The sequence below is a fragment of the Massilimicrobiota sp. mt181 genome (assembly GCF_055420065.1).
Map to the genome: position 1 here is coordinate 125509 of NZ_JBVAYN010000004.1, position 26602 is coordinate 152110.

Below are 26602 nucleotides of genomic sequence, written 5' to 3' on the forward strand. Positions count from 1 at the left end.
AGGAAATGAAAAAAAGCTATTTTTTAATATTGATATTGTGGTATAATATATAAAAATATGTCTTGGAGGAGAATTATGAGCGAAAGTAGAATTTGTATTGCTTTAGATTTTCAGACAAAAGAAGAAGTGAAAAATTTCTTAGATAAGTTTGAAGATGAAAAGCTATATGTGAAAATTGGGATGGAACTTTTCTATGGTGAAGGAATAGAAATGATTAAGATGATTAAGGAAAAAGGGCATAAGATTTTCCTTGATTTAAAATTACATGATATTCCTAATACTGTTAAAAGTGCAATGAGACAGTTAGCAAAATTGGATGTCGACATGGTTAACGTTCATGCATCAGGAAGTATTGCGATGATGAAAGCAGCCATTGAAGGTTTAAATGAAGGAAGTGCTGGAAAGAAACGTCCTTTATGTATTGCTGTGACATGCTTAACGTCATTAGATCAAAAAGTACTGGATGATGAATTGTTGATCCATGAACCATTAGAAAACGTTGTTTTAAAATGGGCAGAGAATGCTAAAGAAGCTGGATTAGATGGTGTTGTTTGTTCGCCATTAGAATCAAAAATTATTCATGAAAATTTAGGTATGGATTTTCTAACAGTGACACCTGGAATTAGACTTGCCAGTGATAGTGTCAATGATCAAAAGCGTGTGACAACACCTGCAATGGCTAAAGAATTAACATCAAGTTATATTGTTGTAGGAAGAACAATTACAAATGCTGATGATCCAGTTGCAACATATAAAGAAGTTTATAGACAATTTCAAGGAGAGTAGAGAATTATGGAAAAGAAAATAGCAAAAGATTTATTAGATATTCAAGCAGTCTTTTTAAGACCAAATGAGCCTTTTACTTATGCATCAGGTATTAAATCACCAATTTATTGTGATAATCGTTTGACATTATCTTATCCACAGGTGAGAAATGATATTGAACAAGGTTTAGCACATTTAGTGAAAGAACATTATCCATCATGTGAATGTTTAATGGGAACTGCAACTGCAGGGATTGCTCATGCAGCTTTAGTGGCAGATATTTTAGATTTACCAATGGGATATGTTCGTGGTGGAGCGAAATCTCATGGTAGAAATAATCGTATTGAAGGTATTGTGAAACCAGGAATGAAAGTTGTTGTCGTAGAAGATTTAATTTCAACTGGTGGATCATCATTAGAATGTGTTGATGCTTTAAGAGAAGCAGGATGTGAAGTTTTAGGAATGGTTGCCATCTTTACGTATGGTTTAGCCGATTCTGCAAAGAATTTTGAGGCTAAAGAATGTAGTTTCCACACATTGACAAACTATGATACTTTAATTCAGGTCGCTGTTGATCATGATTATATTGAAGCTGCTGACTTAGAAAAACTAAAAGCATGGAAAAAAGATCCTCACGATGAGTCTTGGATGCAAAAATAATTGCATTTTTTAGGGAATTGTTGTATAAGTATATAAGCTTATCACATGAAGAAGGAGGCTCATTATGCATGTTTAAAAGTTTAAGATATGTTCTCAAGGAAAATTTTACGAATTTATTTAGAATATATTCGATTGCAAAATATGAGTTATTGGCGGATATGCGTGATTCTAAACTAGGATTATTTTGGAACTTTGCAAACCCAACAATTCAAGTTTTGACATATTGGTTAGTTTTTGGAATCATTATGACAGGAAGATCAGAGCAAGATGGAATACCGTACATATGTTGGCTACTTGGTGGAATTGTTGTCTGGTTCTATGTATCTCCTTGTATCACAAATGGATGTAATGCCATCTACTCAAAAGTCAATGTGATTACAAAAATGAAGTTTCCTGTGAGTATTTTGCCTGCAACAGTTATTTTGAAAGAATTATTTAATCATCTGTGTTTGATGGTTGTATTGGTTATTTTGTTTTTATTCTTTGGTTTTTATCCTAATATTCATTGGTTAGGATTAATTTATTATTTATTTTGTGCATCTATGTTTGCAATATCATTATCTATGATTACATCAGTTTTGAATATGCTAGCACGTGATACGAGAAAGCTTATATTAGCTTGTATGCGATTATTGATGTATTTAACACCAATTGTCTGGGCACCTTCAAAACTATCAAAGCATAGGTTATTGAGTGTTTTGATGCAATTTAATCCGATAGACTATATTGTTCAGGGATATAGAGATTGTTTCTTTTATCATCAAGGTATTGCATCTTTTGGAACTCAAATCATTATTTTCTGGGTGATTACATTTGTGCTTTTGATATGTGGTAGTTATATGATGTATAAATTTAAACATAAATTTATTGATTTAATTTAGAGGTGTAAAGATGAATCAAGAATATGCAATAGAATTTAAACATGTGTCTAAGATATATAGTTTAAAATCAAAAGATAAAAAACACACAAATGATAAAAGATTTTATGCGCTTAAGGATATTAATTTTAAGATTCCTCAAGGAGAAGTTGTTGGTGTTTTAGGAACAAATGGTTCTGGAAAATCAACAATGTCTGTCATTTTGGCTGGAATTAGTGAAGTTGATGAAGGTGAAATGATTGTCAATGGTGAACAAGCTTTGATTGCTATTAATACAGGCTTGAATATGCAGTTAACTGGTATGGAAAACATTGAATTGAAAGGTGCTTTGCTTGGGTTATCAAAAAAACGTATAGAAGAAATTAAGCAAGGTGTTATTGATTTTGCAGAAATTGGAGACTTCTTATATCAGCCTGTTAAGAAATATTCGAGTGGTATGAAATCAAGACTTGGATTCTCTATAAATCTTTGTCTGGATCCTGATATTCTTATTGTTGACGAAGCTTTATCTGTTGGAGATAAAGGTTTTGCTCAAAAATGTTTAAATAAAATGACTGAATTGAAAGATAATGGTAAAACGATTGTGTTTATCTCTCATACTTTAGCACAAGTTAGAGAATTCTGTGATACGGCTATGTGGATTGAAGGCGGTATGTTAAAAGAGTATGGTGAAGTCGATGAAGTCTGTGATCACTATGCAGAATATGTTGATTACTATAATGGTTTATCTAATGCCGATAAGAAAAAAGAACGTGATGATAAATTTGAAAAGAGATTATTAGTTAATCACAAAGTTAGTCTTTTTGATAGAATATTTCATTTATAAAATAAAATTTCATTCTTTTTTAAATCAAATAAACAGAGAAGTAGCTGTCTGATGATAGTCCACATCTCTGTTTTTTATTTTTTGATATTATATAAATTATAAAAATATTTTCATGATTTTTGTATTTACATTTTCTTTACAAGAAATTGACATAAATTTCATAATGTACACAACTTATACAAATCTTTGCTCTATACTCATTGGTGGAAGGAAGGATATAAGTGAAGAAATTATTAAATAAACAATTCATTGTTATTTTGACAATTTTTTTTATGGCTATAGGTTTATACTTCATTTATGATTTTTATTCTCTAAAAAATGCTGAAGTGAACATACCATCAAATGAGAAACAAATTTCTATATATACTGATCAAAAAAAAGATATTCATGCGACAGCGCAAGATCAAAAATATGAGAAAAATATAGAATTTAATAACTATGATCATCAGATTATTTCAGTATCAAAAAATGGAGAAGTATATGGTTTACATGAAGGGAAAACAAATATTGAAGTTAAGATAAAAGATTCAAATAAGAAAAAGAATATAGAAGTTGAAGTGAAACCACATACTTATTGTATTCAAAAAAAATATCAGAAGAAGATAAAAGAAAATGAGCAGATACAATTATCTGCTATAGATGAAATTACCAATGAGCCAGCACAGCTTGAATGGGCTTCATCTGATAATACAATAGCAACTGTTGATCAAGGGAAAGTTCTCGCAAAGAAACATGGTCAAGTCTCTATCAGTATTGTAAAGAATGGAAAAATCATGGATTCAATAAATCTGGAAGTTGAAAAATCTCCTCTCACAAAAGATGATATTCAATGGAAAGTCCCTAAAAGTATCAAACTGGAATTAAAAGAAGAATATCATTTGAAAGATAAGATTTCTTTTCTAAATAATAAAACTGGAAAAATTTTTTATATGAGTTCGGATGAAAGTATAGCCAGTGTATCTGAAGATGGAATCATTACTGCAAAACAAGCGGGAAATACGAAAGTGACAGTTACGATTGATAGTCTTCATTATACGGTTCAAGTTACAGTGAAGAAGGTCAATCTATCAGCGAAAGGTCCATATATTACAGATGAAATGTTAAAAAAAGCTGGCATTTCTTCAACAAAAAAATTAATGATTGTTGCGCATCCAGATGATGAAACATTATGGGGTGGTGGTCATTTGGCCGAAGGTCAATGGTTTGTTGTATGTCTGACAAATGGCGATAATAAAACAAGAAAACAAGAATATAAGAATGCATTAAAATGTTTGGGAGCCAAAGGAATTATTTTGTCATATTATGATTTAAGAAATGGTCAAAGAGATGATTGGAAAACAATCAAAAAAGAAATGATGAAAGATATTACAAAAGTGATGAACTATCAGGCATGGGATATGATTGTGACACATAATCCAGAGGGTGAATATGGTCATATTCATCATAAAATGACTAATCGTTTTGTTACAGAGATATATAAACAAAAAGAAAGAGCTTCTGAACTTTACTATTTTGGGACGTTTTATAAGCCAGGAGAAATTCCTACGGATCTTGTTGAAAATATATCAGATTTACAGCAAACAAAGAAAAATGATGCATTGAATTTATATACTTCCCAATTGAAGAGCATTCAGAAAAAATGGTTGCAGATGCTTCCATACGAATATTGGACTAAAGCCAATTAATTAAAGGGGAAAGGAAGAGTTTTTGTGAATGGATTGATGAAGAAAATACAGAATTTATATCATCAGGAAATTTTAAGATATATTGTTGTTGGGGGATGTACAACAGCAGTGAATTTAATTGTATTTACAGTGTTATGTAAAATCATGAATGTTGAAGTGAATATAAGCAATATCATTTCAGTTATCTGTGCTATTTTATTTGCTTATGTAACAAATAAAATATTTGTATTTCAATCACATTGTCACTCAACGGCAGAACTGATGAAAGAAATGGTTTCGTTTATTGGAGCCAGATTATTGACAATGATTATAGAAGTCGGAGGAGTCTTCGTTTTATATGAGATAATTGGACAGGAAGAAGTTATTGCCAAATTAGAAACACAAGTTATTGTTTTAATTGGAAATTATATTATCAGTAAGTTTTTCGTTTTTCAAAGGAAGGGGTAAGAAAATGTTATTATCTATTGTTATACCATGTTATAATGAAGAACAAAATGTCCCTTTATTTTATCAGGAATGTACACGTGTTTTAGAGGGAATTATGCCGGAAACAGAATTGATTTTCATTAACGATGGAAGTCAAGATCAGACTTTAAAGAAGTTACAAAAGATTTCAGATGAAAGTCACTATCAAATAAAAGTTATCGATTTTTCAAGAAATTTTGGGAAAGAAGCAGCTTTATTAGCAGGGTTAGAGTCTTCACAAGGAGATTACGTTGCAATTATTGATGCGGATCTTCAACAGAGACCAGAGTATATTTTAAAAATGTTAGATATTTTGAAGAATAATCCTAATATTGATGAAGTTGCTGCATATCAGGAAGTGCGTCATGAAGGAAAAATATTGACATTCTTCAAAGATTGTTTTTATCGTTTAATTAATAAAATGACAGAAGTAGAATTTGTTCAATCTGCCAGTGATTTTAGACTTTTGAAAAGAAAGGTTGTAGATGCTATTGTTTCACTACCTGAAAAATGCCGTTTTTCTAAAGGTATTTTCTCATGGGTCGGATTTCAGACTTATTATATGCCCTATCAGGTAGAGGAACGTGCTTTTGGAACATCTAAATGGTCTTTTTGGAAACTATTTATTTATGCCGTTGATGGGATTGTTGCCTTTTCTACAGTGCCACTTGTGATTTCTTCTGTTTTAGGAATTCTTTTCTTTTTAATATCTATTGTTTTTCTAGCAACGATTGTTATTAAAACATTGATTTGGGGAGATCCTGTTGCTGGTTTTCCAACCTTAGCATCATTAATACTTTTAACAGCGGGAATCCAATTGTTATGTATTGGTGTTTTAGGACAATATCTATCTAAAAACTATTTAGAATCTAAAAACAGACCTGTTTATCTGATTAAACAAATTTATCAATCAAAGGGGAAACACCATGAAGCACATTAAACAATGGATTTCTAAGCATCCTTATTTATGTTATACAGGTCTTTTCCTTTTGACATGTCTAGGAGTGTTTATCTCATTTATTTTAGCAAAAAAATCATTTATATGGGTTGGTGAGACTAAAGACGGACTTGTTCAACACTATAATGCATTAATGTATTTTGGAAGATATTTAAGATACATAGTCACTCATTTTGAATTTCCAATGTGGGATTTTGCAATGGGATATGGAGCCGATATTATTTCTACATTGCATTATTATTGTATTGGTGATCCATTGAATTTATTATCTATTTTTGTCCCTTCCCGTTATTGTGAATATTTATATGAATTTTTAATAATATTACGTCTATATTTAGCGGGATTCACATTTATTTGGTATTGTCGTTACATGAAACATGCCTATGCTTATAGTATTTTAGGGGCTATTGTTTATGTTTTCTGTGGATATGCACTCGTTGCGAGTGTTCGACATCCTTATTTTATCAATCCAATGATATATCTTCCGTTATTATTGATAGGTGTTGAGAAAATATATCGAAAGTCTTCGCCTATATTATTTGTTTTTAGTGTTTTTTTATCAGTTATAAGTAATTTTTATTTTTTCTATATTTTATGTATGGTTGTCGTCATTTACTGTATCATAAGATTTTTTGACTATCATCATGATCACTATATAAAAAATATTGGAAAGAGATTAGGACAGTTTTTATTATATGGAGTTATGGGAGTTCTGATGTCAGCTGTTATACTGATACCAGTATTGATTTTATTTTTTGGAACTTCTAGAAGTCAAAGTGATGTTTATATTCCGTTGTTTTATCATTTGCGTTATTATTTTCAAATTTTCTTTTCTAATATGTCCGTTCATTCTGCACAATATTGGAGTCAGACAATGTATACATCACTTATTTTTATTACAACAATTATGTTGTTTTTAGATAAACAACATCGTTCTTTGAAGATTGCATTTATTGTTTTGACAATTGGTCTGTGTATGCCTTTTTTTGGATCTGTCATGAATGGTTTCTCATACATTACAAATCGTTGGATTTTTGCTTATTCCATGTTACTTGCTTATATTATTGTATGTGTCTTTCCAAAGCTTTATACATTAAAGGTTTATCAGTTCGTGACTTTATTTGTTATTATGTTTGTCTATATTGGAATTATTTTATATGTTCCTCAAAAATTTTTGGAAACACATCTCATTTCTATTGCTTTTTTAGTTCTTATGATGATTATCTTATTGATTGCTATGATCTGTCATAAGCAATTTCATTTACCGATTAAATCGTTTGTATATTGTTCTCTTTTATTTTTAGTGATTATCAATGTTTGTGTGACTGCCAGACTGAAATACGATTCACCTTATATGCATTATGTTAATGAGTTCCATCCTTTTTCTAAAGGTTATCAGACTTTGACACATACGCGCTATGATAGTTTTGAAGAGCTACTTGATAATTCAGAGTTTTATCGTATTGATGAAGTTTCTTTCGGTGAAAAATGGATGCGTAATGCAGGCTTACAGTCTCATCATAGTTCACTAACTTTCTTTTATAGTTTAGGTAATGGTTATGTCAGTGAATTTTTTAAAGAAATGTTGAATGTTAATGCTTTATCTTCAGCGTATACTGGGGTGGATTATCGTACATTTTTAAATACTTTGGCTTCAGCAAAATATTTTATTGCGCCTGATGAAAAGGAAGGTTATGTGCCTTATGGTTATACATTGATTCAGCAAAAGGATCAATTGAAGCTTTATGAAAATCAATATGCTTTGCCGTTAGGGTATACCTATGATCAGACGATGGATTTACAAACTTATGAATCTTTATCTGCTATAGAAAAGCAGGAAGCACTTCTTCAAATGGCTGTCATCAATGATGATAGTTCTTCATCATTCACTGCTTCTCCTCAATTATCCAGTCAAAAGATATCTTATGAAATAACAGATTGGCAAGGGATGGAAGTACAAGGAGATCAATGGATTGTTAAAGAAAAAAATGCAAAATTAAAGATTAAGATTCCACAGCAGGCAGCTGGAGAATTTTATACTTATTTTGCGAATCTTCAATATTTAACGCCCACAGCAAGACGTGATAAGGTAAACGTTAAGGTATCAAATAATCGCAATCACACGCAAAGAACTCTTGTTGTCAGAACGCCTTATAATTCTTATTATGAAGGAACAACTGAGTATCTTTTAAATATGGGATATGTTGAAGAAGGGCCAACAGAAATTACCATTACTTTTCCATCTACAGGAACATATCAAGCTCAAGGTATGCAGATTATTTATCAATCAATGGAGTATTATCAGCAGTATGTTGAAAAGCTCAAAGAAAATACCTTAGAAAATATTGAGATAGGAACAAATAAGGTGACAGGGACTATCTCTTTAGAAAAAGATAAATTATTATGTTTAACCATCCCTTACAATAAAGGATGGGAAGCATATGTGGATGGTCAAAAAGTTGATTTATATCGTGTCAATACAATGTATATGGGAATTCCATTAGAGGCTGGAGAGCATCAAATCGAACTCAGATATGTGACTCCAGGATTAAAAGTGGGTCTTATTTTATCAACTGTTGGCTGGGCAACTTTTGCTATTGTTTTTAAAAAACGTAAATATCAAAATGTGTAAACAAGGTGAAAAATAGTTCATCTTGTTTTTCTATACATAAACTTAACATAAGTTTCATTTTCAATTCATACGCATATTTTAACATGAAGTTGTTAATTCTAAAATTGAGGAGAGTCAGTTTATGTGTGTGAAAGTGTCAGTGATTATACCAGTATATAATGTAGAGGATTATTTAAAAGATTGTTTAAATAGTTTACTTTCTCAAACTTTACAAGAATTTGAAGTGATTTGTGTTGATGATGGTTCTACAGATATGTCTTTAGATATTTTGCATGAATACAAAGAAAAGGATTCCAGAATGATTGTTTTACATCAGCAAAATCAGTTCGCTGGAGTTGCTCGCAATAAAGCTATAGATATAGCTCGAGGGGAATATCTTCTTTTTTTAGATGCAGATGATTTTTTTGAAAAAGATATGCTTGAAAAAATATATTTACGTGGTCAAGAAACGAAAGCACAAATTGTTCTTTTTGGAGCAAGACAATATCATCAACAAACAAGAGAATATATTGAGGTTTCGACTTATTTGAGAAGAGAGAAGCTAGAAGGAAAGGATGTCTTTAATCGCCATGATTTCCCAGATGATATTTTATGTCTGACATCACCTGCTCCCTGGACAAAAGCTTTTTCAAAAGATTTTGTAATCAATGAACATTTACGTTTTCAATCTATACCCAACACAAATGATGCTTTCTTTACAATAACAGCCATGGCTATAGCAGAAAGAATAACATGGATTGATGCTGATTTTGTGAATTACCGTGTGGGTTTAAAGAATAATACACAAAGTCGTAAAGAAAAACATCCTTGTTGTTTTATTGATGCCTATAAAGCTATTTATGATGAATTAAAGACAAGAGGTATTTATACAGAAGTTGAAAGATGTTTTGTTAGAGTTGCTTTATCAAGTACTGTTTATTGTTTAAAGACGACACATCATGAGGAAGCTAAAAAACAAATTATTCAAGCATTAGGAGAAGAAAAATATACATCCATGCATTTGTTAGAATATCCAGAATCATTTTATATCAATATCAATGATTATTATTTTGTAAAAGGACAAAAATATATCCTCAAACAATCACAACTTTTAGAAAAAAACAAGAAAATAAAAGATTGTTATCAAATTATCAAAAAAGCAAGCTTTACTGATTCTTGTGCAGTATCAGTGATTATCCCCATATATAATGTTGAAAAGTATTTAAAAGATTGTTTAGAAAGTATTGTTTCTCAAACATTAAAAAACATTCAAATTATTTGTATTATTGATGGTTCGCTAGATCATTCAATTGATATTGTGAAAACATTTGCTAAACAAGATCAAAGAATCACTATCATTAATCAGGAAAATATGGGCTTATCAGCAACGAGAAATCATGGTGTTAAGGAAGCTATAGGGGAATATGTTTATTTTATGGATGGGGATGATATTTTAGATAGTCATGCACTTAAAGAAACTTATGAATTTGCTTCAAACAACCATCTTGATTCTGTTTTCTTTGATGCATCATGTTTTAGTGATGATATAGATAGTCTTGATGAGAATTTGGTTAATCAGTATCACAGGATAGGTGTTTATCCAAATGTTTGTACTGGTATTGAATTGTTCCAAAGAATGTGCGAGCATGATGAGTTTAAGGCTTCTGCATGCTTGCAATTGATGAAAAGAGAGCATATCTTGAAACATCAGTTGCGTTTTCATGAGGGGGTGTTGCATGAAGATAATGCATTCACCATTATGAATATGATTTTATCAAAAAAAGTTGGTTATATTCATAAAGACTATTTCAAAAGAAGATATCGTCATAATTCAATTATGACAAAAAAAGAAAGTTTTCAAAATGTTTATGGGTATTATATAGCATATGCGGATTTGATTAAGCAGATATCAGTTTTTGAAAATTATTCTAATGAAGAACAAAAGCCTATTTTTGATATGATCTTACGTTTATTGACAAATGCTAGAGATATATATGCAAGATTAGATAAAGCAGAAAAAATGTCCTATTTAGCATTAGATTTACATGAAATGTATCATTTTAAAATTCTTGTTGCAACACCTGGGAATATCAAGAGTGAACTGATTTTAAAACAACAAAGATTACAAATAACTTTTGATGAGAAATATGAACGTGGTTTAATGATCAAAGAATTACGTCAGGAAAATAAAGAATTGAGAAGAAAGCTAAATCGTTTAAAGCCAAGTACATGGATTAGGTATATAAAAAGACATATTTAAAAAAGAAAATCATATTGAATATATTCTGAGGTTGTTGATAAAATAGTCAACAACCTTTTATATATAGTTGATGAATACAATGTTGATACTGATTGGTTATATGAAATAAAATTGAAATGAAGTTGAAAAAATATAAAGAAAATGGTATTTTTATTGTTAAGTATTTGTTAAAAATATGAAAAGGAGTTTTAAAATGGATAATAAACAAAGTTTAATAATTACAGATATAAAAATTAAACGTATTATAGTTCAAATATCAGGGGAGAATACAAATCCTGAATTAAAAATCGAGAAATTTTTGATACGTGATTATATTACAAATGATAGATTAGAAATAGCTCATATAGAATGGAATAAAAATCAATTTGTTATTTCATTTAATTTAATGTCTCTAGATCATCAATATCCTATTCATAGTGGAGATTGGTATTTAGTAGGAGTTGATAGTTTACAAAAGAATCATGAAGTGCATCCAACACAAGAACTTATTCAAAGAATTCAAGAAAATACATATCATATGACAAATCAATACCATGCTTATTTTGATAGAGAACCACAACATTATTATCATGTAGAAAGCCAAATTGATCAGGATAATTTATCATATTATTTAAAGATTGTTTATAAAAAACCACCTGAACCATTGACATTAAGAAAAAAAATAAAAAAAATCATGAAAACAAAACTGAAAAATTTAAGACAATGGGCTTTTGTGAAAATGTTTGATTTTTTCAAATGTTTTAATTCGCCTCATGGAAACAGAATTTTATTGACTTCGTCATCACGATCTTCTATTAGTGGTAATGAAAAATTTGTTTATGATCGTATGGTGGAAAGAGGAATAGATAAACAATTTAAGATTTCTTTTTCTTATAAAGATAGTATTAAATCATATCGCTCTTTATTGAAAAAATTTACTTTTACATACAAACTTGCAAGAGCTAATATAGTGATTGTTGATGATTACCAACCAGAAATTTATCTTGTTAAATTTTTGGATCATGTAAAGGTTATACAATTATGGCATGCTTGTGGTGCCTTTAAGACAGTTGGTTTAGAAAGAATTGGAAAACCTGGAGCACCATTATTTGATACACATGTTCATAAATGTTATACATATATGACTGTTAGTAGTGAATTATCGGCTCAACATTATGCTGAGGCTTTTGGCATGGATGAGAAAAAAATTGTGCCTATTGGCATTGCAAGAACGGATATTTTCTTCGATGAAGAATATAAAAAGAAAATCGTTCCTCAGGTGTTAGATTATTTTCCGCAATGTCGACAGGCTTCTCAGGTCATCATGTATGCACCAACATTTAGAGGGGTGAATGCGAAAACAGCATCTTTTCCAATGGATATGATAGATTTTGATTTGATTGGTGACTATTTGTTAAAAACAAAAAGTGTTATGTTAATCAAGATGCATCCATTTGTTAAAACGCCATTACAAATTCCAGAAAAATATAAAGATGTTATTATTGATGCTTCAGGATTTAGAGAAATTAATGATATGCTCTTTATTACAGATATTTTGATAACTGATTATTCATCTGTTATTTATGAGTTTTCGTTGTTCCATAAGCCAATGTTATTTTATGCTTTTGATAGAATGAAGTATGAAGCAGATCGTGGTTTTTATGAACCATATTCAGAAATGGTTCCTGGAAAAATTGTGAGAACTTTTGAACAATTGGTAGATGCATTGGAAAAAGAGGATTTTGAACTAGAAAAAGTAGAATCTTTTGTGAAAAAGAATTTTAAATATACTGATGGAAAATCAACAGATCGTATTATTGACCAGTTGATTTTAGGTCAAATTGAAACAAGATAGATGTCAAAATCATCTTGTTTTTCTATAAAATAAATAATATGTAAAGGTGATTGAAGTGAGTGAAATAAAACGAAATGCTTGGCTAGATAATTTTAAAGCATTATTAATCATATGTGTGGTTATTGGACATGTATTGGAAAGCTATATTGATGATAATTATATTTTAAAAGGAATTTATGCATTTATATATGTTTTTCATATGGGAGCTTTTATTTTTGTATCAGGTTATTTTTCTAAAAATGATCAGAAAGCCCATCATACTGCTATAAGAAACTATTTTTTTCCATATTTCTTTTTTAATTTTTTAGCATATACATTCAAGAATATATTAACTGGATCAACTGATTTCTCAGTGATTAACCCATCTTGGTCAATGTGGTTTTTATTAGTGATGTTTTTTTATAGATTTTTCTTAAAATATATCATCAAAATACCTTTCCATATGATAATATCAGTGATTATGGCATTGATTATTAGCGTATTTCCATTTATAAAAAATGATGTTATTATTAGATTTTTTGTGTATCTGCCTTTCTTTTTAGGTGGATATCATTGTCAACCTCACCATCTTCAATTGGTTAAAGACAAATTATCATTTAAACTTTCTTGGATGATTATATTGGCTATTCTTTTTATGATGATTTATTTAACACAAAACGATTTAATGAGAGTTTCATTGTTTTATAATGATAGTCCATATCAGAATTATGATGTCTCATTACTTACAGGTATGATAATAAGAATATTGAATTGTGTTTTGACAGTTGTGATTTCATGCTGTCTATTAAAAATTTTACCGACTCATTCAATGGTCTTATCTCATATTGGACAAGAAACAGGAGGTATTTATATTTTCCATACTTATTGGATTAGAGTGATGCGTTTGCTTATACCATCATGGCCTGTTAGCATGGAAGGACAATCTATTGTTTTTATCGGTGGTATAATTATCTTTTTCTTATCCTATAATCCTATTATTATAAAAATTTATCATTATCTGAATCAATTGTGGATGAATATATATGATGGAATGTATCACTTGATAAAGAAAACTCAATTTACATGTTTTTAACAAGATTTTAAGATAATGTTTATATTCATTGACTTTAAAATTATTAAAGGTTACAATATGAGATGTATAGTTATGAATGGAGGTAAACTATGATTTATGCAGAAATATTAGCTGGTGGTAAAGGAACAAGAATGGGTAATACAGAAATGCCTAAACAATTTTTAAAGTTAGGTCATAAACCTATTTTTATTCATACTGTAGAACAGTTTATTTTAAATAAAAGAGTTGAAAAGATTATTATCTGTTGTCCAGAACAATGGATGGCTTATACAAAAGATACATTAAAGAAATATCATATTGTAACTGATAAGGTTGTTGTTGTTGCTGGTGGTGCAACACGTAATGATACGATTATGAATGGAATTCAGTATATTGAAAATCAAATTGGATTAAATGATGATGATATCATCATTACACATGATGCAGTTCGTCCGTTCTTAACACAAAGAATTATTGATGATAATATTGACGGAGCTTTAAAATATGGAGCTGTTGATACAGTTGTAGAAGCATTTGATACAATTGTTCATTCTCAAGATGGAAAAGTGATTACAGATATTCCGGTGAGAAGCGAAATGTATCAAGGACAAACTCCTCAATCTTTTAATATTAAATTATTAAAAAGCTTGTTTTTATCATTGACTGATGATGAAAAAAATATTTTAACAGATGCTTGTAAAGCATTGGTTATTAAAGGAACACCAGTTCACCTTGTACGTGGTGAAGTTTATAATATGAAAATTACAACTCAACATGATTTAAAAGTTGCCAATGGATTAGTGGAAGGTGATAAATAATGATTAATCAGGCATATAGATTAATTGCTCCAAAACAAATTCGTGCAGATTTTGTGGATTTGAAGATAGATGATGAAAATCTTATTGTGAGACCTACATATTTATCTATTTGTGCAGCTGATCAAAGATATTATACAGGAAGTCGTGGGCGTGTGATTATGAAACAAAAATTACCTATGGCTTTAATTCATGAATCTGTTGGTGAAGTTGTTTATGATCCTAAAGGAGAATATCCAGTAGGAACGAATGTTGTCATGATTCCAAACACTCCAATGGAACATGATGATATTATTAAAGAAAACTATCTCCGTTCTAGCAAGTTTAGAGCAAGTGGTTTTGATGGTTTTATGCAAAATGTCGTAAGTATGCGTAGAGATTTGATTATTCCATTTCAAATAGAACCAAGGGTTGCAGTTTTGTTAGAATTAACAAGTGTTGTCATGAACGCTGTAGAAAATTTTAAAAAATCTGCAAATGCTAGAAAAAATGTGATTGGTATTTGGGGAAATGGGAATTTGGGATTTATTTCCGCATTGGTTTTAAAGAAAACATATCCAGATACAAAGATTATTGTGTTTGGTGTTGAAGAACACAAGATGGCTTATTTTTCATTTGTCGATGAAACATATCTTATTAATAATATTCCTAGTGATTTAAGAGTTGATCATGCTTTTGAATGTGTAGGTGGTAGAGGGAGTGAAGCTGCCATTAATCAAATTATAGATTATATTCAACCACAGGGTTCTATTACATTAATGGGAGTAAGTGAAACACCTGTAGGAATAAATACACGTATGGTTTTAGAGAAGGGATTAACACTTTTAGGTAATAGTCGTAGTAATTATGATGATTTTAAGAAATCTGTCGAATTAATGGAAACATATCCAGATGTTTGTGAATATTTATCAACGATTATCTCAGAAGAAGTTGTTGTTCAGTCTATTAAAGATATGCATAAAGCTTTTGAAGATGATTTAAATAATGATTTCAAGACAGTTATGAAATGGGACATTTAAGACAAGATTTTGTATCTTGTCTTTATTTTAATTTGATTAAGGAGGATAGGAATGGATCATTTTAAATATCTTGTAACAGTGGTTATTCCAGTATATAACAATCAAGATTATATAGAAGAATGTATAAAATCAATTGAGAATCAAAATATGGATGTATCACAAATTGAAATATTATTAATTAATGATGGATCAACTGATCATAGTCATGATATCTGTAAAAAACTAGCTCAACAATACCACAATATTTGCTATATTCATAAAGAAAACACAGGTGTTTCAGATACAAGAAATGTTGGTATAAAAAAAGCACAAGGAAAATACATTATGTTATTAGATTCTGATGATTATCTTGATCATCAGACGATAAAAAATTTGATTGATTTTTTTGACAAGCATTATCATGAAGTTGATCTTGTCACTTATCCGATATATTGGGATCGAAATGGAAAAATCTTATTACATAGTCGTTATAGTCCCAAAAAATATGATAAAGGGACAGGGATTTATGATCTTGATCAATACCCATATTTAAATCAGTCAACAGTCAATATTATATTTAAAAATGAGTTTGAAAATAATCAGTTATATGATATTTCAATGAAATTATCTGAAGATCAAAATTTTGACACATGCCTATTGATGAAAAAGAATAAGCTTGGTTTTGTAAAAAAAGCTAAATATTACTATAGAAGACATGGTGCCAGTGTTTCACAAACACGTAACAATCCATATTATTGCTTTGAAGATATTATGGGTTATAATGAAGCTTTATTGGAGAAATTTCAAAAAAATGGACAAATACCTAAATATGTTCAAACTTTAGTTATCAATACCTTTGGATGGCGAATTAAACAGGATCAATTAATACCTTATCATTATAAAGGAAAAGATTTAGAAATGGCCAAACAGAGGATATTTCATATTTTACAAAAAATTGATGATGAAGTTATTGTCCAATATTTATCTTCTGATATTTTTACAAAATTATATTTACTGCGATGGAAAGGTTCAAAAGTCAACGCGTCTATTCATTCACCAAAATTTTATCTATCCCTAGCTTCAGGTCTAGAATTTTCTGAAGGGAAGAATATTCGCTGTTACTTATATCGAAGTCGTATGAGAAATGGGAAAATACAATTATTCGTATCTTTTGTTTCGCCTCTTTTACAGGTTTATCCATTGCAGGAACTTATCATTACTGGTAAAAAAAGAAATGGTGAGAATTTTGAAGAACATAAAACATTGACTTTGTCAAAAGTTCCATTTAAAAACACAAAGATGCCAACGGCAGATTCTTATGCATTTGAATATATATTTGATCCCCAAGAAATTAAGTCGTTTCAATTTTATGTTAAAGTTAATGATGTATTGATTTTAGCAAAAGCATTGAATAATAGATTTTGTGGATTTGTAAAAAAACTCAAAAAAAATTCTATTCCATTAAAGAATTATCGTTTAACTTATCATCATTTTCACCATGTTTTTAAAGTTTCTCAACGTCATGTTGTTACTGATTATTTATATGAGCTTAAATCTTTATTGTTTTATCCTAAAAAACAGCTTCCAGGTATTCTTTATTATCGATATCTAGGATTGCATTCTAAGAAAGTTTGGTTATATTCTGATTCGCCTGGAGTTATTGATAATGCATATTACCAGTTTATTCATGATTTTGATAAAAATGATGGTATTGAAAGATATTATGTTGTTGATGGAGACACTTCTTTTTTAAATGGAAAGTTAACAAAAGAGCAAAGGAAATATCTTTTAAAATTTAAAAGTAAAAAACATAAAGAATTATTTTTACAAGCAGAAAAACTTCTGATTTCGTTTAGTTCAATATCAATATATTCGCCATTTAAAAAGATGTCCTGGTATAAAGATTTACTGGATTATGAATTGGTATATCTTCAACATGGAATTCTTCATGCATCACTTCAAAGAATGTACGCAAAGGAATTTACAGAAATAGATAAATTTGTTATTTCTTCTGAATTTGAAAAAAAGAATCTAATTCAAAATTATGATTATTCGGAAGATGATTTGATAATGTCTGGAATGCCAAGAATGTCCTTTCAAAAAGAAAAAGAAGCACAAAATAAAATTTTATTTGCTCCTTCATGGCGTCAATATTTAATTGGCTATTTAGTTAATAATCGACGTGCTCTGAAGGATCAGGAATTTTTAGCTTCAGATTTTTATAAACAAATTTATCAATTCTTACACTCAGATCAATTAAATCAGTTACTGAACCAATATCAGTTAACTTTAGATTTTCAATTACATCCTATTTTTAAACCTTATCAAAAGCATTTTCAACTTGAAGATGTTGAAAATGTTAACCTTAACTTTGAAAAACATGATTTGAGTGAATATAGAATTTTTATCACTGATTTTTCATCATATCAATTTGACTATGTGATGTTAAAAAGACCTATTTTGTATTTTTTGCCTGATGAAAAAGAAGTAATGGCTGGATTACATTCATATCGTTCTTTAGATTTGAAATATGAAGATGCATTTGGATGTTTATGCCATACAAGTGATCATTTATTATTGGAATTAAAACAAATTATAGAAAATGATTTTCAACCGCAAGAACCTTATCTAACGAGAATGAAAGAATTCTTTTCTGTCGATCAAGATCCTTCAGAAAAAATTTATCAGGAATTAATCAAAAACAAAATTTGATAATATACAGGAGTATTTTATGAAGAAAATGAAAAAGAAAATAAAAAAATGGTATCAAAAAGCTGATAAAAAGATAACTATCTTTTTATTTCGCTTTTTGCCCCGTGTTTGTCCACTTCGAACAAAAAAAATCTGTTTTTTATCAGATTCTAGGGAAGTTATGGGTGGCAATTTAGGAGCTATATATGATTATCTGGAAAACCAGGATTATCAACGTGTTGTTATGTTTAAAATGGATCGTAGAATCAAAACAAGTTTTTTTCAGAAATTGAAACTTATATATACTTTAGTGACATCACATTATATCCTCTTGGAAGATATGGTTGCCATAACAACGTATTTACGTGTGAGAAAAAATCAAGAACTTGTTCAACTTTGGCATGGGCCAGGGGCATTTAAAAAATTTGGATTTTCTCGAAAGACCAATGGTGAGAAAATTGGAGCTATCCATACTGGATATAAAAAGTATACAAAAGCAATTGTGAGTAGTGATGCTATTAAATGGTGTTATGCTGAAGCATTTTCGATAAGCGAAGAAAAAATCAAAGCAACTGGTTTTCCAAGAACAGATGATTTTTTTCATCATGATTATTTAGAAAAAACAAAGCAATCATTTTATCAAAAATATCCAAATTTGAAAGATAAAAAAATCATCTTATTTGCGCCAACATATCGTGGAACAAAAGTCAATGATGCGGCATATGATTATAGTCAGTTGAATTTTCAGCAACTGTATCAGCATTTTCATGATGAATATGTCATGATTATTAAATGGCATCCAATGTATTATAATAATATTATTTTAGGTAAACAAAAAGCTCCAGATTTATCAGGATATCAGGATTTTTTCTTAGACTTCTCTGATTATCGTGATATCAATGACTTGTTAATTGTCTGTGATTTATTGATTACTGATTATTCATCTATGGTTTTTGATTATGTTTTATTGAATAAACCCATTATTTATTTTGCATATGATTTGGAACAGTATACTCAGTATGGTGGAAGAGGATTATATTTTGATTTTGATGATTATGTTTATGGTAAAATTGCCAAAAATCAGGATGACTTGATTGATTGTATCCAATATCCTGAAATGATGGAAGATAAACGCCAAAAATTTATTGCACAGTTTATGAACGCTTGTGATGGTCATTCTACTGAAAAAACTTGGAATTATATTTCTGGAAGAGATGATTGATAATGGGGCAAAAAAGAGATTTAAGAATTGACCTTTTAAGAATTTTTGCTTGCTTCATGGTTGTGTTTCTACATGTTTCTGGACAAAATTGGAGTCGTGTAAATGTCCATAGTATGGAATGGTTAGCATTTAATGTCTATGATAGTGCTGTGAGAAGTTGTGTTCCTCTATTTTTTATGATTAGTGGAAAACTCTTTTTGTCACGAAATCAATTGATGCCCTTAAAACAATTGTTTCAAAAGAATATTGGTAAATTATTGATTATTTATTTTGTTTGGTCTTTTCTATATGCAGTTGATCGTATTGGAATTTCACATTTAACGATAGAGACTTTATTTGAAGAAACATTAGCGTCTGAGTTTCATTTATGGTATTTACCTGCACTTATTGGGGTCTATTTAATGTTGCCTGTTTTATGGTGCATTGTCCACTATGAGCAGGGCAAATATCTCAAATATACATGTATAGCAGTATGGGTTTTGGGAATCTTACGAGCGACTTTTTTAGCATTGCCTTTTTTACCAGATATTATAAGGGAGTTATTAAGTACTTTTTCTTTTGATTTAGGAATATATTGTGGGTATTTTTTAATGGGATATTATATTGATAATATAAAAGAAAAATGGCAACATATAAAAACAATCTATTTCATAGGTGTTCTTATTTTTGTGACTGTTGTAGGCATTATTTTGACACAAATATACTCTTTATATAATGGCGAGCAAGTTTCTTTTTTGTATGAAAATCAGACTTTTTTCCCAGCTGTTGAAGCTATTTTAATACTGATGATTTTCTTAAAAATTCCTATTCATCAATCTATGTATAGACTTCAAACAAAGATTGTTCAAGTTTCACATTATACTTTATTTGTTTACTTGTTTCATCCTTTTGTTATTGAACATCTAGATAATTTATTACATATAAATTCTTTAAGCTTTAATGCTTGGTTTTCTGTTCCTATTCTTTCAATAGGTATTACATTATTTTCTATGTTTATGGCGCATATTTTTTCAAAGATTCATTTGATAAAACACTGGATTTAAAAGGAGGACCATAAAAGATGATTATCTTATTTGTATTGTTGTGTTTTGTCATGATATATTCGTTAAGATTTCACTATGCAGGATTAGATCAAAACTACAATTCAAAAGAATATACACAATCTATAAAAGGCATTTTTGTTATCATTGTGTTTTTGAGTCATGTGAGAACATATGCTGATTTTACAACTATGGGTGATCAATTTGTTATTCAAGTTTTGAATTATTTTGGCCAATTAATGGTAGCTTTATTTCTTTTTTATTCAGGTTATGGTATTTATGAATCTATTAAACATAAAGGGAAAAAATATATTGATTCACTACCCATTCATCGTATTGGAAAAATATTTTTTGATTTTTCCTTAGCTATTATTCTATTTTTAATTTTAGATCTTTTTATCGGACGTCACTATTCATTACCAACTATCTTGCTTTCTTTTACAGGATGGACAAGTGTTGGCAATAGTGCATGGTATATGTTTGCTATATTTACATTATATATTCTTACCTATTTAAGCTTTCGAATATGTGATCATAAAAAAATAATTTCTATTTGTTTGATGACTTTATTATCTTTAGGATATGTATATATAATGTCACTGATTAGGGATAATTATTGGAGTAGTACATATTTATGTTATGTTGCAGGAATGTGGTATTCTTACTTTAAAGAAAAAATAGATGTTGTTTTCCAGCAATATCATATCATATACTATATTGTGACTTTTCTGACAATTATTTTATATATCTATTTCTTTCAATATAGATATACCAGATTAATGATGTTTAATGTTGTTGCTATATTGTTTTGCCTAATATTTGTTTTCTTATCTATGAAATTGTCTTTTCATAGTCAAATATTATCATGGATGGGTGGACACTTATTTTGGATATATATTCTTCAAAGAATTCCTATGATTTTATTTCAATATTATCATATTCATGAATGGGATCCTTATTTATATTTGAGCTTATGTTTTGTTGCGACAATCATTCTTGCGTATTATATCAATTGTTTTGCTAATTATCTGAAGAAAAAGGTCTTTAAATCTACATATATGTAGAAAAGAGGGAGTATATGAAAAAAATAATAAAAAAGATATTCAATGGAATAAATGTTGTCATATCCATTTTTTTAAATAGATTATGCATTTTCCTGTTTCCACTTCAAAAAAATAAGGTTTGTTTTTTATCAGATGTAAGAAGTGTTATGGGTGGGAATCTGGAATGTATCTATGAATATCTAGATTGTTCAAAATATAAAAAAATAGTCGCTTTGAAAAGCGATCATAGAGAAAGACGAGGACTCATTAGTAAATTCAAATTAATATATCATTTGAGTACATCTCAATATATTTTATTGGATGATTTATCAAGAGAATGCAATTATTTACAAGTGAGAAAAAATCAGGAAGTTGTTCAGTTATGGCATGGTGCTGGTGCTTTTAAGAAGTTTGGTTGGTCCCGTGCAAATACTGGTGAAGATGTTGGACCTATTCATAAGGGATATCGTACTTATACAAAAGCTATTGTTAGCAGTGAAGACATTAGAAGCTGTTATGCTGAAGCTTTTCATATGGATGTATCGAAAATAAAAGCTACAGGATTTCCACGTACGGATATGTTTTTTGATGATCAATATAAAGAGGATGTCAAAAATAGTTTTTATCAAAGACATCCTCGTTATCAAGGGAAGAAAATTATTTTATTTGCGCCAACATATCGTGGGGCACCTGTTTCTAAAGCTAATTATGATTTTTCAAAGATTGATTTTCAAAAAATATATGAAACATTTCATAAAGATTATATTTTTATTATTAAATGGCATCCTGCCCTCTATAACAATATTCAAAGAGGAATTGTTGAAATGCCTGACTTAACACAATATAATCATTTTTACAGAGATTTTTCTAATAATCGTGATATTAATGATTTATTGATTATTTCTGATATTTTGATTACAGATTACTCATCTGTTGTTTTTGATTATTATTTTACACATAAACCTATTATTTATTTTACCTATGATTTAGATGAATATACAGGTTATGGAGGTCGTGGCCTTTATTTTGACTTTTATGAATATGTCTATGGAGCAATCACGACAAATACAGATGAGCTTATACAAGCTTTACAGAATAAAGACATGAACGAATCTCAACGTCAAGCTTTTTATCAAAGATTTTTGAGTGCGTGTGATGGACATTCCACTCAAAAAACATGTGAATGGATTTTTAAGGACTCTTAGTGGAGTCCTTTTTAGTCTCTAAAATAAAGGTCTCTTGTATAAACTTTTTGAATAACATCATCAATTTCCTGATTAAAACGATTTGCTAAAATAATGTCGCTTTGTTTTTTGAATGTCTCTAAATCATTTATAAGTTTCATACCTTCGTAACTATCCTGATTTAAAGTAGGTTCATAAATAATGACCTTAGTGCCTTGTGCTTTAATCATATTCATGACATCTAAGATAGCACTCGCTCTAAAGTTATCACTATTGGCTTTCATTGTTAAACGATAGACTCCAACGGTTTGAGGATGTCTATTTAAAATCATTTGTGCAATATGCTTTTTTCTTGTTAAATTGGAATCTACAATAGCTTTAATAATATCATTAGGAACACCAACATAATTGGCTTTTAATTGCTTTGTATCTTTAGGTAAGCAGTATCCACCATATCCGAAAGATGGATTATTATAATGTTGACCAATACGTGGGTCTAGACCAACGCCCTCAATAATTTGTTTTGTATTGAGTCCTTTAATTTCACAATATGTATCTAATTCATTGAAATAAGCAACACGTAAAGCAAGATATGTATTAGCAAATAATTTAATAGCTTCTGCTTCTGTGGCTTGAGTATAAAGAATAGGAACATCTTGTTTAATAGCACATTCTTTTAACATTTCAGCAAAAATATGTGCACGTTGACTATCTTCTCCAACAATGATACGCGATGGATAGAGATTATCATACAATGCTTTTCCCTCTCTTAAAAATTCTGGCGAAAAGATAATACATTGTGTATTGAATTGATGATTGATTGACTGTGTATACCCAACAGGTATCGTTGATTTAATAACAATAGTAGCATGATCATTGTATTTGAATACCTCTTGAATGACACTTTCTACAGCACTTGTGTCAAAGTGATTAGATGCATCATCATAGTTTGTTGGTGCTGCAACAATGACATAGTCAGCATCCTGATATGCAACTTGACTATCACAAGTTGGCAAAAGATGAAGATCTTTATGAGCTAAAAATTCTTCGATTTCTGTGTCCTTAATAGGAGACTTTTTATTTTTTATCATTTCTATTTTTTCGGGAATAATATCAATAGCATGAACATCATATTTTTGAGCAAGAAGACATGCTAAACTTAAACCGACATATCCCATTCCAGCAACTGTTACTTTCATATTCTACCTCTTTTCATTTTTTTAGTTTAAATGATTCCAAAACTTTGTAAACCCCTTTTACAAGACTTTAACATGACTTTACAAAAACTTAATTTTTCATCGTGTTCATGTTCATAATACTATGATTGAGATAATATTTTGAGTAGATATAAGGACCCGTCTTCTTAACATATGGTTAACAAAAACTTAATTTTTTGATGATTTTTTCATTGATATAAATAGAGTATATTTACAAATATAATGTTAAGAGGTGAAGTTTGTGTTAAAACATAAATCCTATATTCAAATACTCAATGTTTTTTCTTGTTTCGCAGTCATTGTCTTACATGTGAATCATTGTTTTTGGGATTTTGGATATGAAAATTATTGGGTATTAGCAAATTTTATTGAAAGTCTCATGTATTTTGCGGTTCCCATATTTTTTATGATAACAGGTGTCACTTTAATGGATTATCGAAAAAGGTATTCTACTAGAGAATATTTTCAAAAACGAATTCATAAGGTTGTTATTCCTTATATTATTTGGTCAATAATAGGTATATTATGGATGATTATGATGAAAGAAATCAATTGGAATGATGTCAGTTTGAAAATGATTATCGATGTTTTGATGAATGCTGATATGATTACTGTATATTGGTATTTTATACCATTGATAGCTATTTATTTAAGTATTCCTGTACTCTCATCGATACCATCTGAAAATCGACAAAAGATATTTCAATATATCATATGCTTCTCATTTTTAACAGTTTCTTTATTACCATTGTTTTTTGATTTGATAGGAATTCCTTATAATGGAAGTTTACAATTACCAGTCGCTACAAATCATGTTTTATTTGTATTGATAGGCTATTATATAGATCGTTATCCTCTTACAAAATCACAAAGACGATGGATTTATATACTGGGAATTGTTGGATTTTTAGTTCATTGGTTAGGCACATGGTATGTATCATACCAGCTTGGAGATGTTAGTCGTTTATTTAAAGGATATACTAATGCACCATCGGTTTTATACGCTACAGCTATTTTTGTTGCGTTTAAATATATGTCTGTCAATAAAGTTCAGATTTTAGAGAAAATAACATCTAGTGTGAATTCCACAACTTTTGGCATTTATTTGATTCACTGGTTTGTTATTCAAGTTTTTTTACTTGTATCAGGAATATCTCAACGTGTTGTGATTTATCGTATTATAGGACCATTTTTCATCATGTTGATATGTGTCATAATTGTAAAATTAATGCAAAAAATACCTATATTGAAAAAATGTGTACCTGCATAGTGAGAGGAGAATGAATATGAAATATGATTATTTAATAGTAGGAAGTGGATTGTTTGGCAGTATCTTTGCTTATGAAGCCCATAAAAAAGGAAAGACATGTCTCGTTATTGATAAAAGAAGTCATGTTGGTGGAAATATTTATACTCAAGAAGTAGAAGGTATTAATGTTCATAAGTATGGGGCTCATATCTTCCATACTTCTAACAAGAAAGTCTGGGATTATATTCAACAGTTTGCTGAATTTAACAGATATACCAATAGTCCGATTGCCAATTATAAAGGTGAAATCTACAATATGCCTTTTAACATGAATACTTTCAATAAGTTATGGGGTGTTGTCACACCTCAGCAGGCGAAGGAAAAAATCAATGAACAGATTAAAGAATCAGGCATTACTGAACCTAAAAATCTAGAGGAACAGGCTATTTCTCTAGTTGGAAAAGATATCTATGAAAAGCTTGTCAAGGGCTATACACAAAAGCAATGGGGTAGACCATGTACAGAGTTACCATCATTCATCATTAAAAGGCTGCCAGTCAGATTTACATATGATAATAACTATTTCAATGATTTGTATCAGGGTATACCTATTGGAGGATATACACAGATCATTGAAAAGATGCTTGAAGGGATTGATGTGAAAATCAATTGTGATTTCTTTGAACATCACAAAGATCTGGAAGAGATGGCAGATAAGATTGTCTTTACAGGGATGATAGACCAGTATTATGACTATTGTTATGGAGAACTGGAATATCGCAGTCTCAGATTTGAAGAAGAGGTATTAGATATAGACAATTATCAGGGAAATGCTGTTGTCAACTACAATGAATATGAAGTGCCTTATACAAGAATCATAGAGCATAAGCATTTTGAATATGGAACACAGCCAAAAACAGTCATAACTAGAGAATATCCGGCTTCATGGCATAAGGGAGATGAACCATATTATCCAATGAATGATGAAAAGAATAATACATTATATGCCAAATATAAAGCATTAGCTGATAAAGAAGATAAAGTCATCTTTGGTGGCAGATTAGGCATGTATAAATATTTTGATATGCATCATGTCATAGAAGAAGCTTTGAAGTGTGTAGAAAAAGAAGTTTAAATGAGGTGAAAAGGA

21 protein-coding genes are annotated in these 26602 nt (G+C 29.6%); 20 read left to right on the top strand and 1 reads right to left on the bottom strand.

Annotation, left to right across the window (positions count from 1 at the left end; all coding sequences use genetic code 11):
* The first annotated feature begins 75 nt into the window (after positions 1-75).
* From pyrF to ACZYT4_RS04085, 18 genes are all read left to right on the top strand, one after another.
* The gene (pyrF, locus tag ACZYT4_RS04000; protein WP_463782579.1) at positions 76-786 is read left to right on the top strand and encodes an orotidine-5'-phosphate decarboxylase; all 711 of its coding nucleotides are present in this window, start codon (positions 76-78) and stop codon (positions 784-786) included.
* Between the two features lie 6 nt (positions 787-792).
* Positions 793-1425 carry an orotate phosphoribosyltransferase gene (gene pyrE, locus ACZYT4_RS04005; protein WP_463782582.1) on the top strand — a complete coding sequence of 211 codons (633 nt, stop codon included), beginning with the start codon at positions 793-795 and terminating at the stop codon, positions 1423-1425.
* A gap of 68 nt (positions 1426-1493) precedes the next feature.
* Positions 1494-2306: an ABC transporter permease gene (locus ACZYT4_RS04010; protein ID WP_463782586.1), complete on the top strand. Its 813-nt coding sequence runs from the start codon at positions 1494-1496 to the stop codon at positions 2304-2306.
* A gap of 10 nt (positions 2307-2316) precedes the next feature.
* Positions 2317-3129: an ABC transporter ATP-binding protein gene (locus tag ACZYT4_RS04015; protein ID WP_463782588.1), complete on the top strand. Its 813-nt coding sequence runs from the start codon at positions 2317-2319 to the stop codon at positions 3127-3129.
* A gap of 221 nt (positions 3130-3350) precedes the next feature.
* The gene (locus ACZYT4_RS04020; RefSeq protein WP_463782590.1) at positions 3351-4814 is read left to right on the top strand and encodes an Ig-like domain-containing protein; all 1464 of its coding nucleotides are present in this window, start codon (positions 3351-3353) and stop codon (positions 4812-4814) included.
* Positions 4815-4838: 24 nt separating this feature from the next.
* Entirely contained in the window at positions 4839-5261 is a 423-nt protein-coding gene (locus ACZYT4_RS04025; protein ID WP_463782592.1) for a GtrA family protein, read from the top strand.
* A gap of 4 nt (positions 5262-5265) precedes the next feature.
* Complete coding sequence (locus ACZYT4_RS04030) at positions 5266-6219, top strand: glycosyltransferase family 2 protein (RefSeq protein ID WP_463782594.1); 954 nt, start codon at positions 5266-5268, stop codon at positions 6217-6219.
* The gene (locus ACZYT4_RS04035) at positions 6206-8869 is read left to right on the top strand and encodes a YfhO family protein (RefSeq protein WP_463782596.1); all 2664 of its coding nucleotides are present in this window, start codon (positions 6206-6208) and stop codon (positions 8867-8869) included. Before ACZYT4_RS04030 ends, ACZYT4_RS04035 begins: the two co-directional genes overlap by 14 nt.
* 121 nt (positions 8870-8990) lie before the next feature.
* Positions 8991-11108 carry a glycosyltransferase family 2 protein gene (locus ACZYT4_RS04040; protein ID WP_463782599.1) on the top strand — a complete coding sequence of 706 codons (2118 nt, stop codon included), beginning with the start codon at positions 8991-8993 and terminating at the stop codon, positions 11106-11108.
* Between the two features lie 193 nt (positions 11109-11301).
* Positions 11302-12942, top strand: a complete 1641-nt coding sequence (locus ACZYT4_RS04045; RefSeq protein WP_463782601.1) for a CDP-glycerol glycerophosphotransferase family protein — start codon at positions 11302-11304, stop codon at positions 12940-12942.
* A 55-nt stretch (positions 12943-12997) separates the two neighbouring features.
* Positions 12998-14014, top strand: a complete 1017-nt coding sequence (locus ACZYT4_RS04050; protein WP_463782603.1) for an acyltransferase family protein — start codon at positions 12998-13000, stop codon at positions 14012-14014.
* Positions 14015-14103: 89 nt separating this feature from the next.
* On the top strand, positions 14104-14811 hold the full coding sequence (locus ACZYT4_RS04055; RefSeq protein WP_463782605.1) for an IspD/TarI family cytidylyltransferase: 708 nt from the start codon (positions 14104-14106) through the stop codon (positions 14809-14811).
* Complete coding sequence (locus tag ACZYT4_RS04060; protein ID WP_463782609.1) at positions 14811-15827, top strand: zinc-binding dehydrogenase; 1017 nt, start codon at positions 14811-14813, stop codon at positions 15825-15827. Before ACZYT4_RS04055 ends, ACZYT4_RS04060 begins: the two co-directional genes overlap by 1 nt.
* 51 nt (positions 15828-15878) lie before the next feature.
* Positions 15879-18518 carry a glycosyltransferase gene (locus ACZYT4_RS04065; RefSeq protein WP_463782610.1) on the top strand — a complete coding sequence of 880 codons (2640 nt, stop codon included), beginning with the start codon at positions 15879-15881 and terminating at the stop codon, positions 18516-18518.
* 19 nt (positions 18519-18537) lie between these two features.
* Entirely contained in the window at positions 18538-19719 is a 1182-nt protein-coding gene (locus ACZYT4_RS04070) for a CDP-glycerol glycerophosphotransferase family protein (protein ID WP_463782612.1), read from the top strand.
* Between the two features lie 2 nt (positions 19720-19721).
* Entirely contained in the window at positions 19722-20762 is a 1041-nt protein-coding gene (locus ACZYT4_RS04075; protein ID WP_463782616.1) for an acyltransferase, read from the top strand.
* 17 nt (positions 20763-20779) lie between these two features.
* Positions 20780-21823, top strand: a complete 1044-nt coding sequence (locus tag ACZYT4_RS04080; protein ID WP_463782620.1) for an acyltransferase family protein — start codon at positions 20780-20782, stop codon at positions 21821-21823.
* A 14-nt stretch (positions 21824-21837) separates the two neighbouring features.
* Positions 21838-23007 (top strand): CDP-glycerol glycerophosphotransferase family protein, encoded by a 1170-nt coding sequence (locus ACZYT4_RS04085; RefSeq protein ID WP_463782623.1) that lies wholly within the window; start codon positions 21838-21840, stop codon positions 23005-23007.
* Between the two features lie 11 nt (positions 23008-23018).
* On the opposite strand, the gene ACZYT4_RS04090 is transcribed toward ACZYT4_RS04085, so the two are convergent.
* Complete coding sequence (locus ACZYT4_RS04090; RefSeq protein ID WP_463782626.1) at positions 23019-24185, bottom strand: nucleotide sugar dehydrogenase; 1167 nt, start codon at positions 24183-24185, stop codon at positions 23019-23021.
* Positions 24186-24444: 259 nt separating this feature from the next.
* Here ACZYT4_RS04090 and ACZYT4_RS04095 point away from each other — a divergent pair, with 259 nt between their 5' ends.
* Both ACZYT4_RS04095 and glf read left to right on the top strand, forming a co-directional pair.
* A complete protein-coding gene (locus ACZYT4_RS04095) occupies positions 24445-25473 on the top strand; it encodes an acyltransferase (protein WP_463782628.1) in 1029 nt (342 codons plus the stop codon).
* 16 nt (positions 25474-25489) lie between these two features.
* Positions 25490-26587, top strand: a complete 1098-nt coding sequence (gene glf, locus ACZYT4_RS04100) for a UDP-galactopyranose mutase (RefSeq protein ID WP_463782630.1) — start codon at positions 25490-25492, stop codon at positions 26585-26587.
* Positions 26588-26602 lie beyond the last annotated feature (15 nt).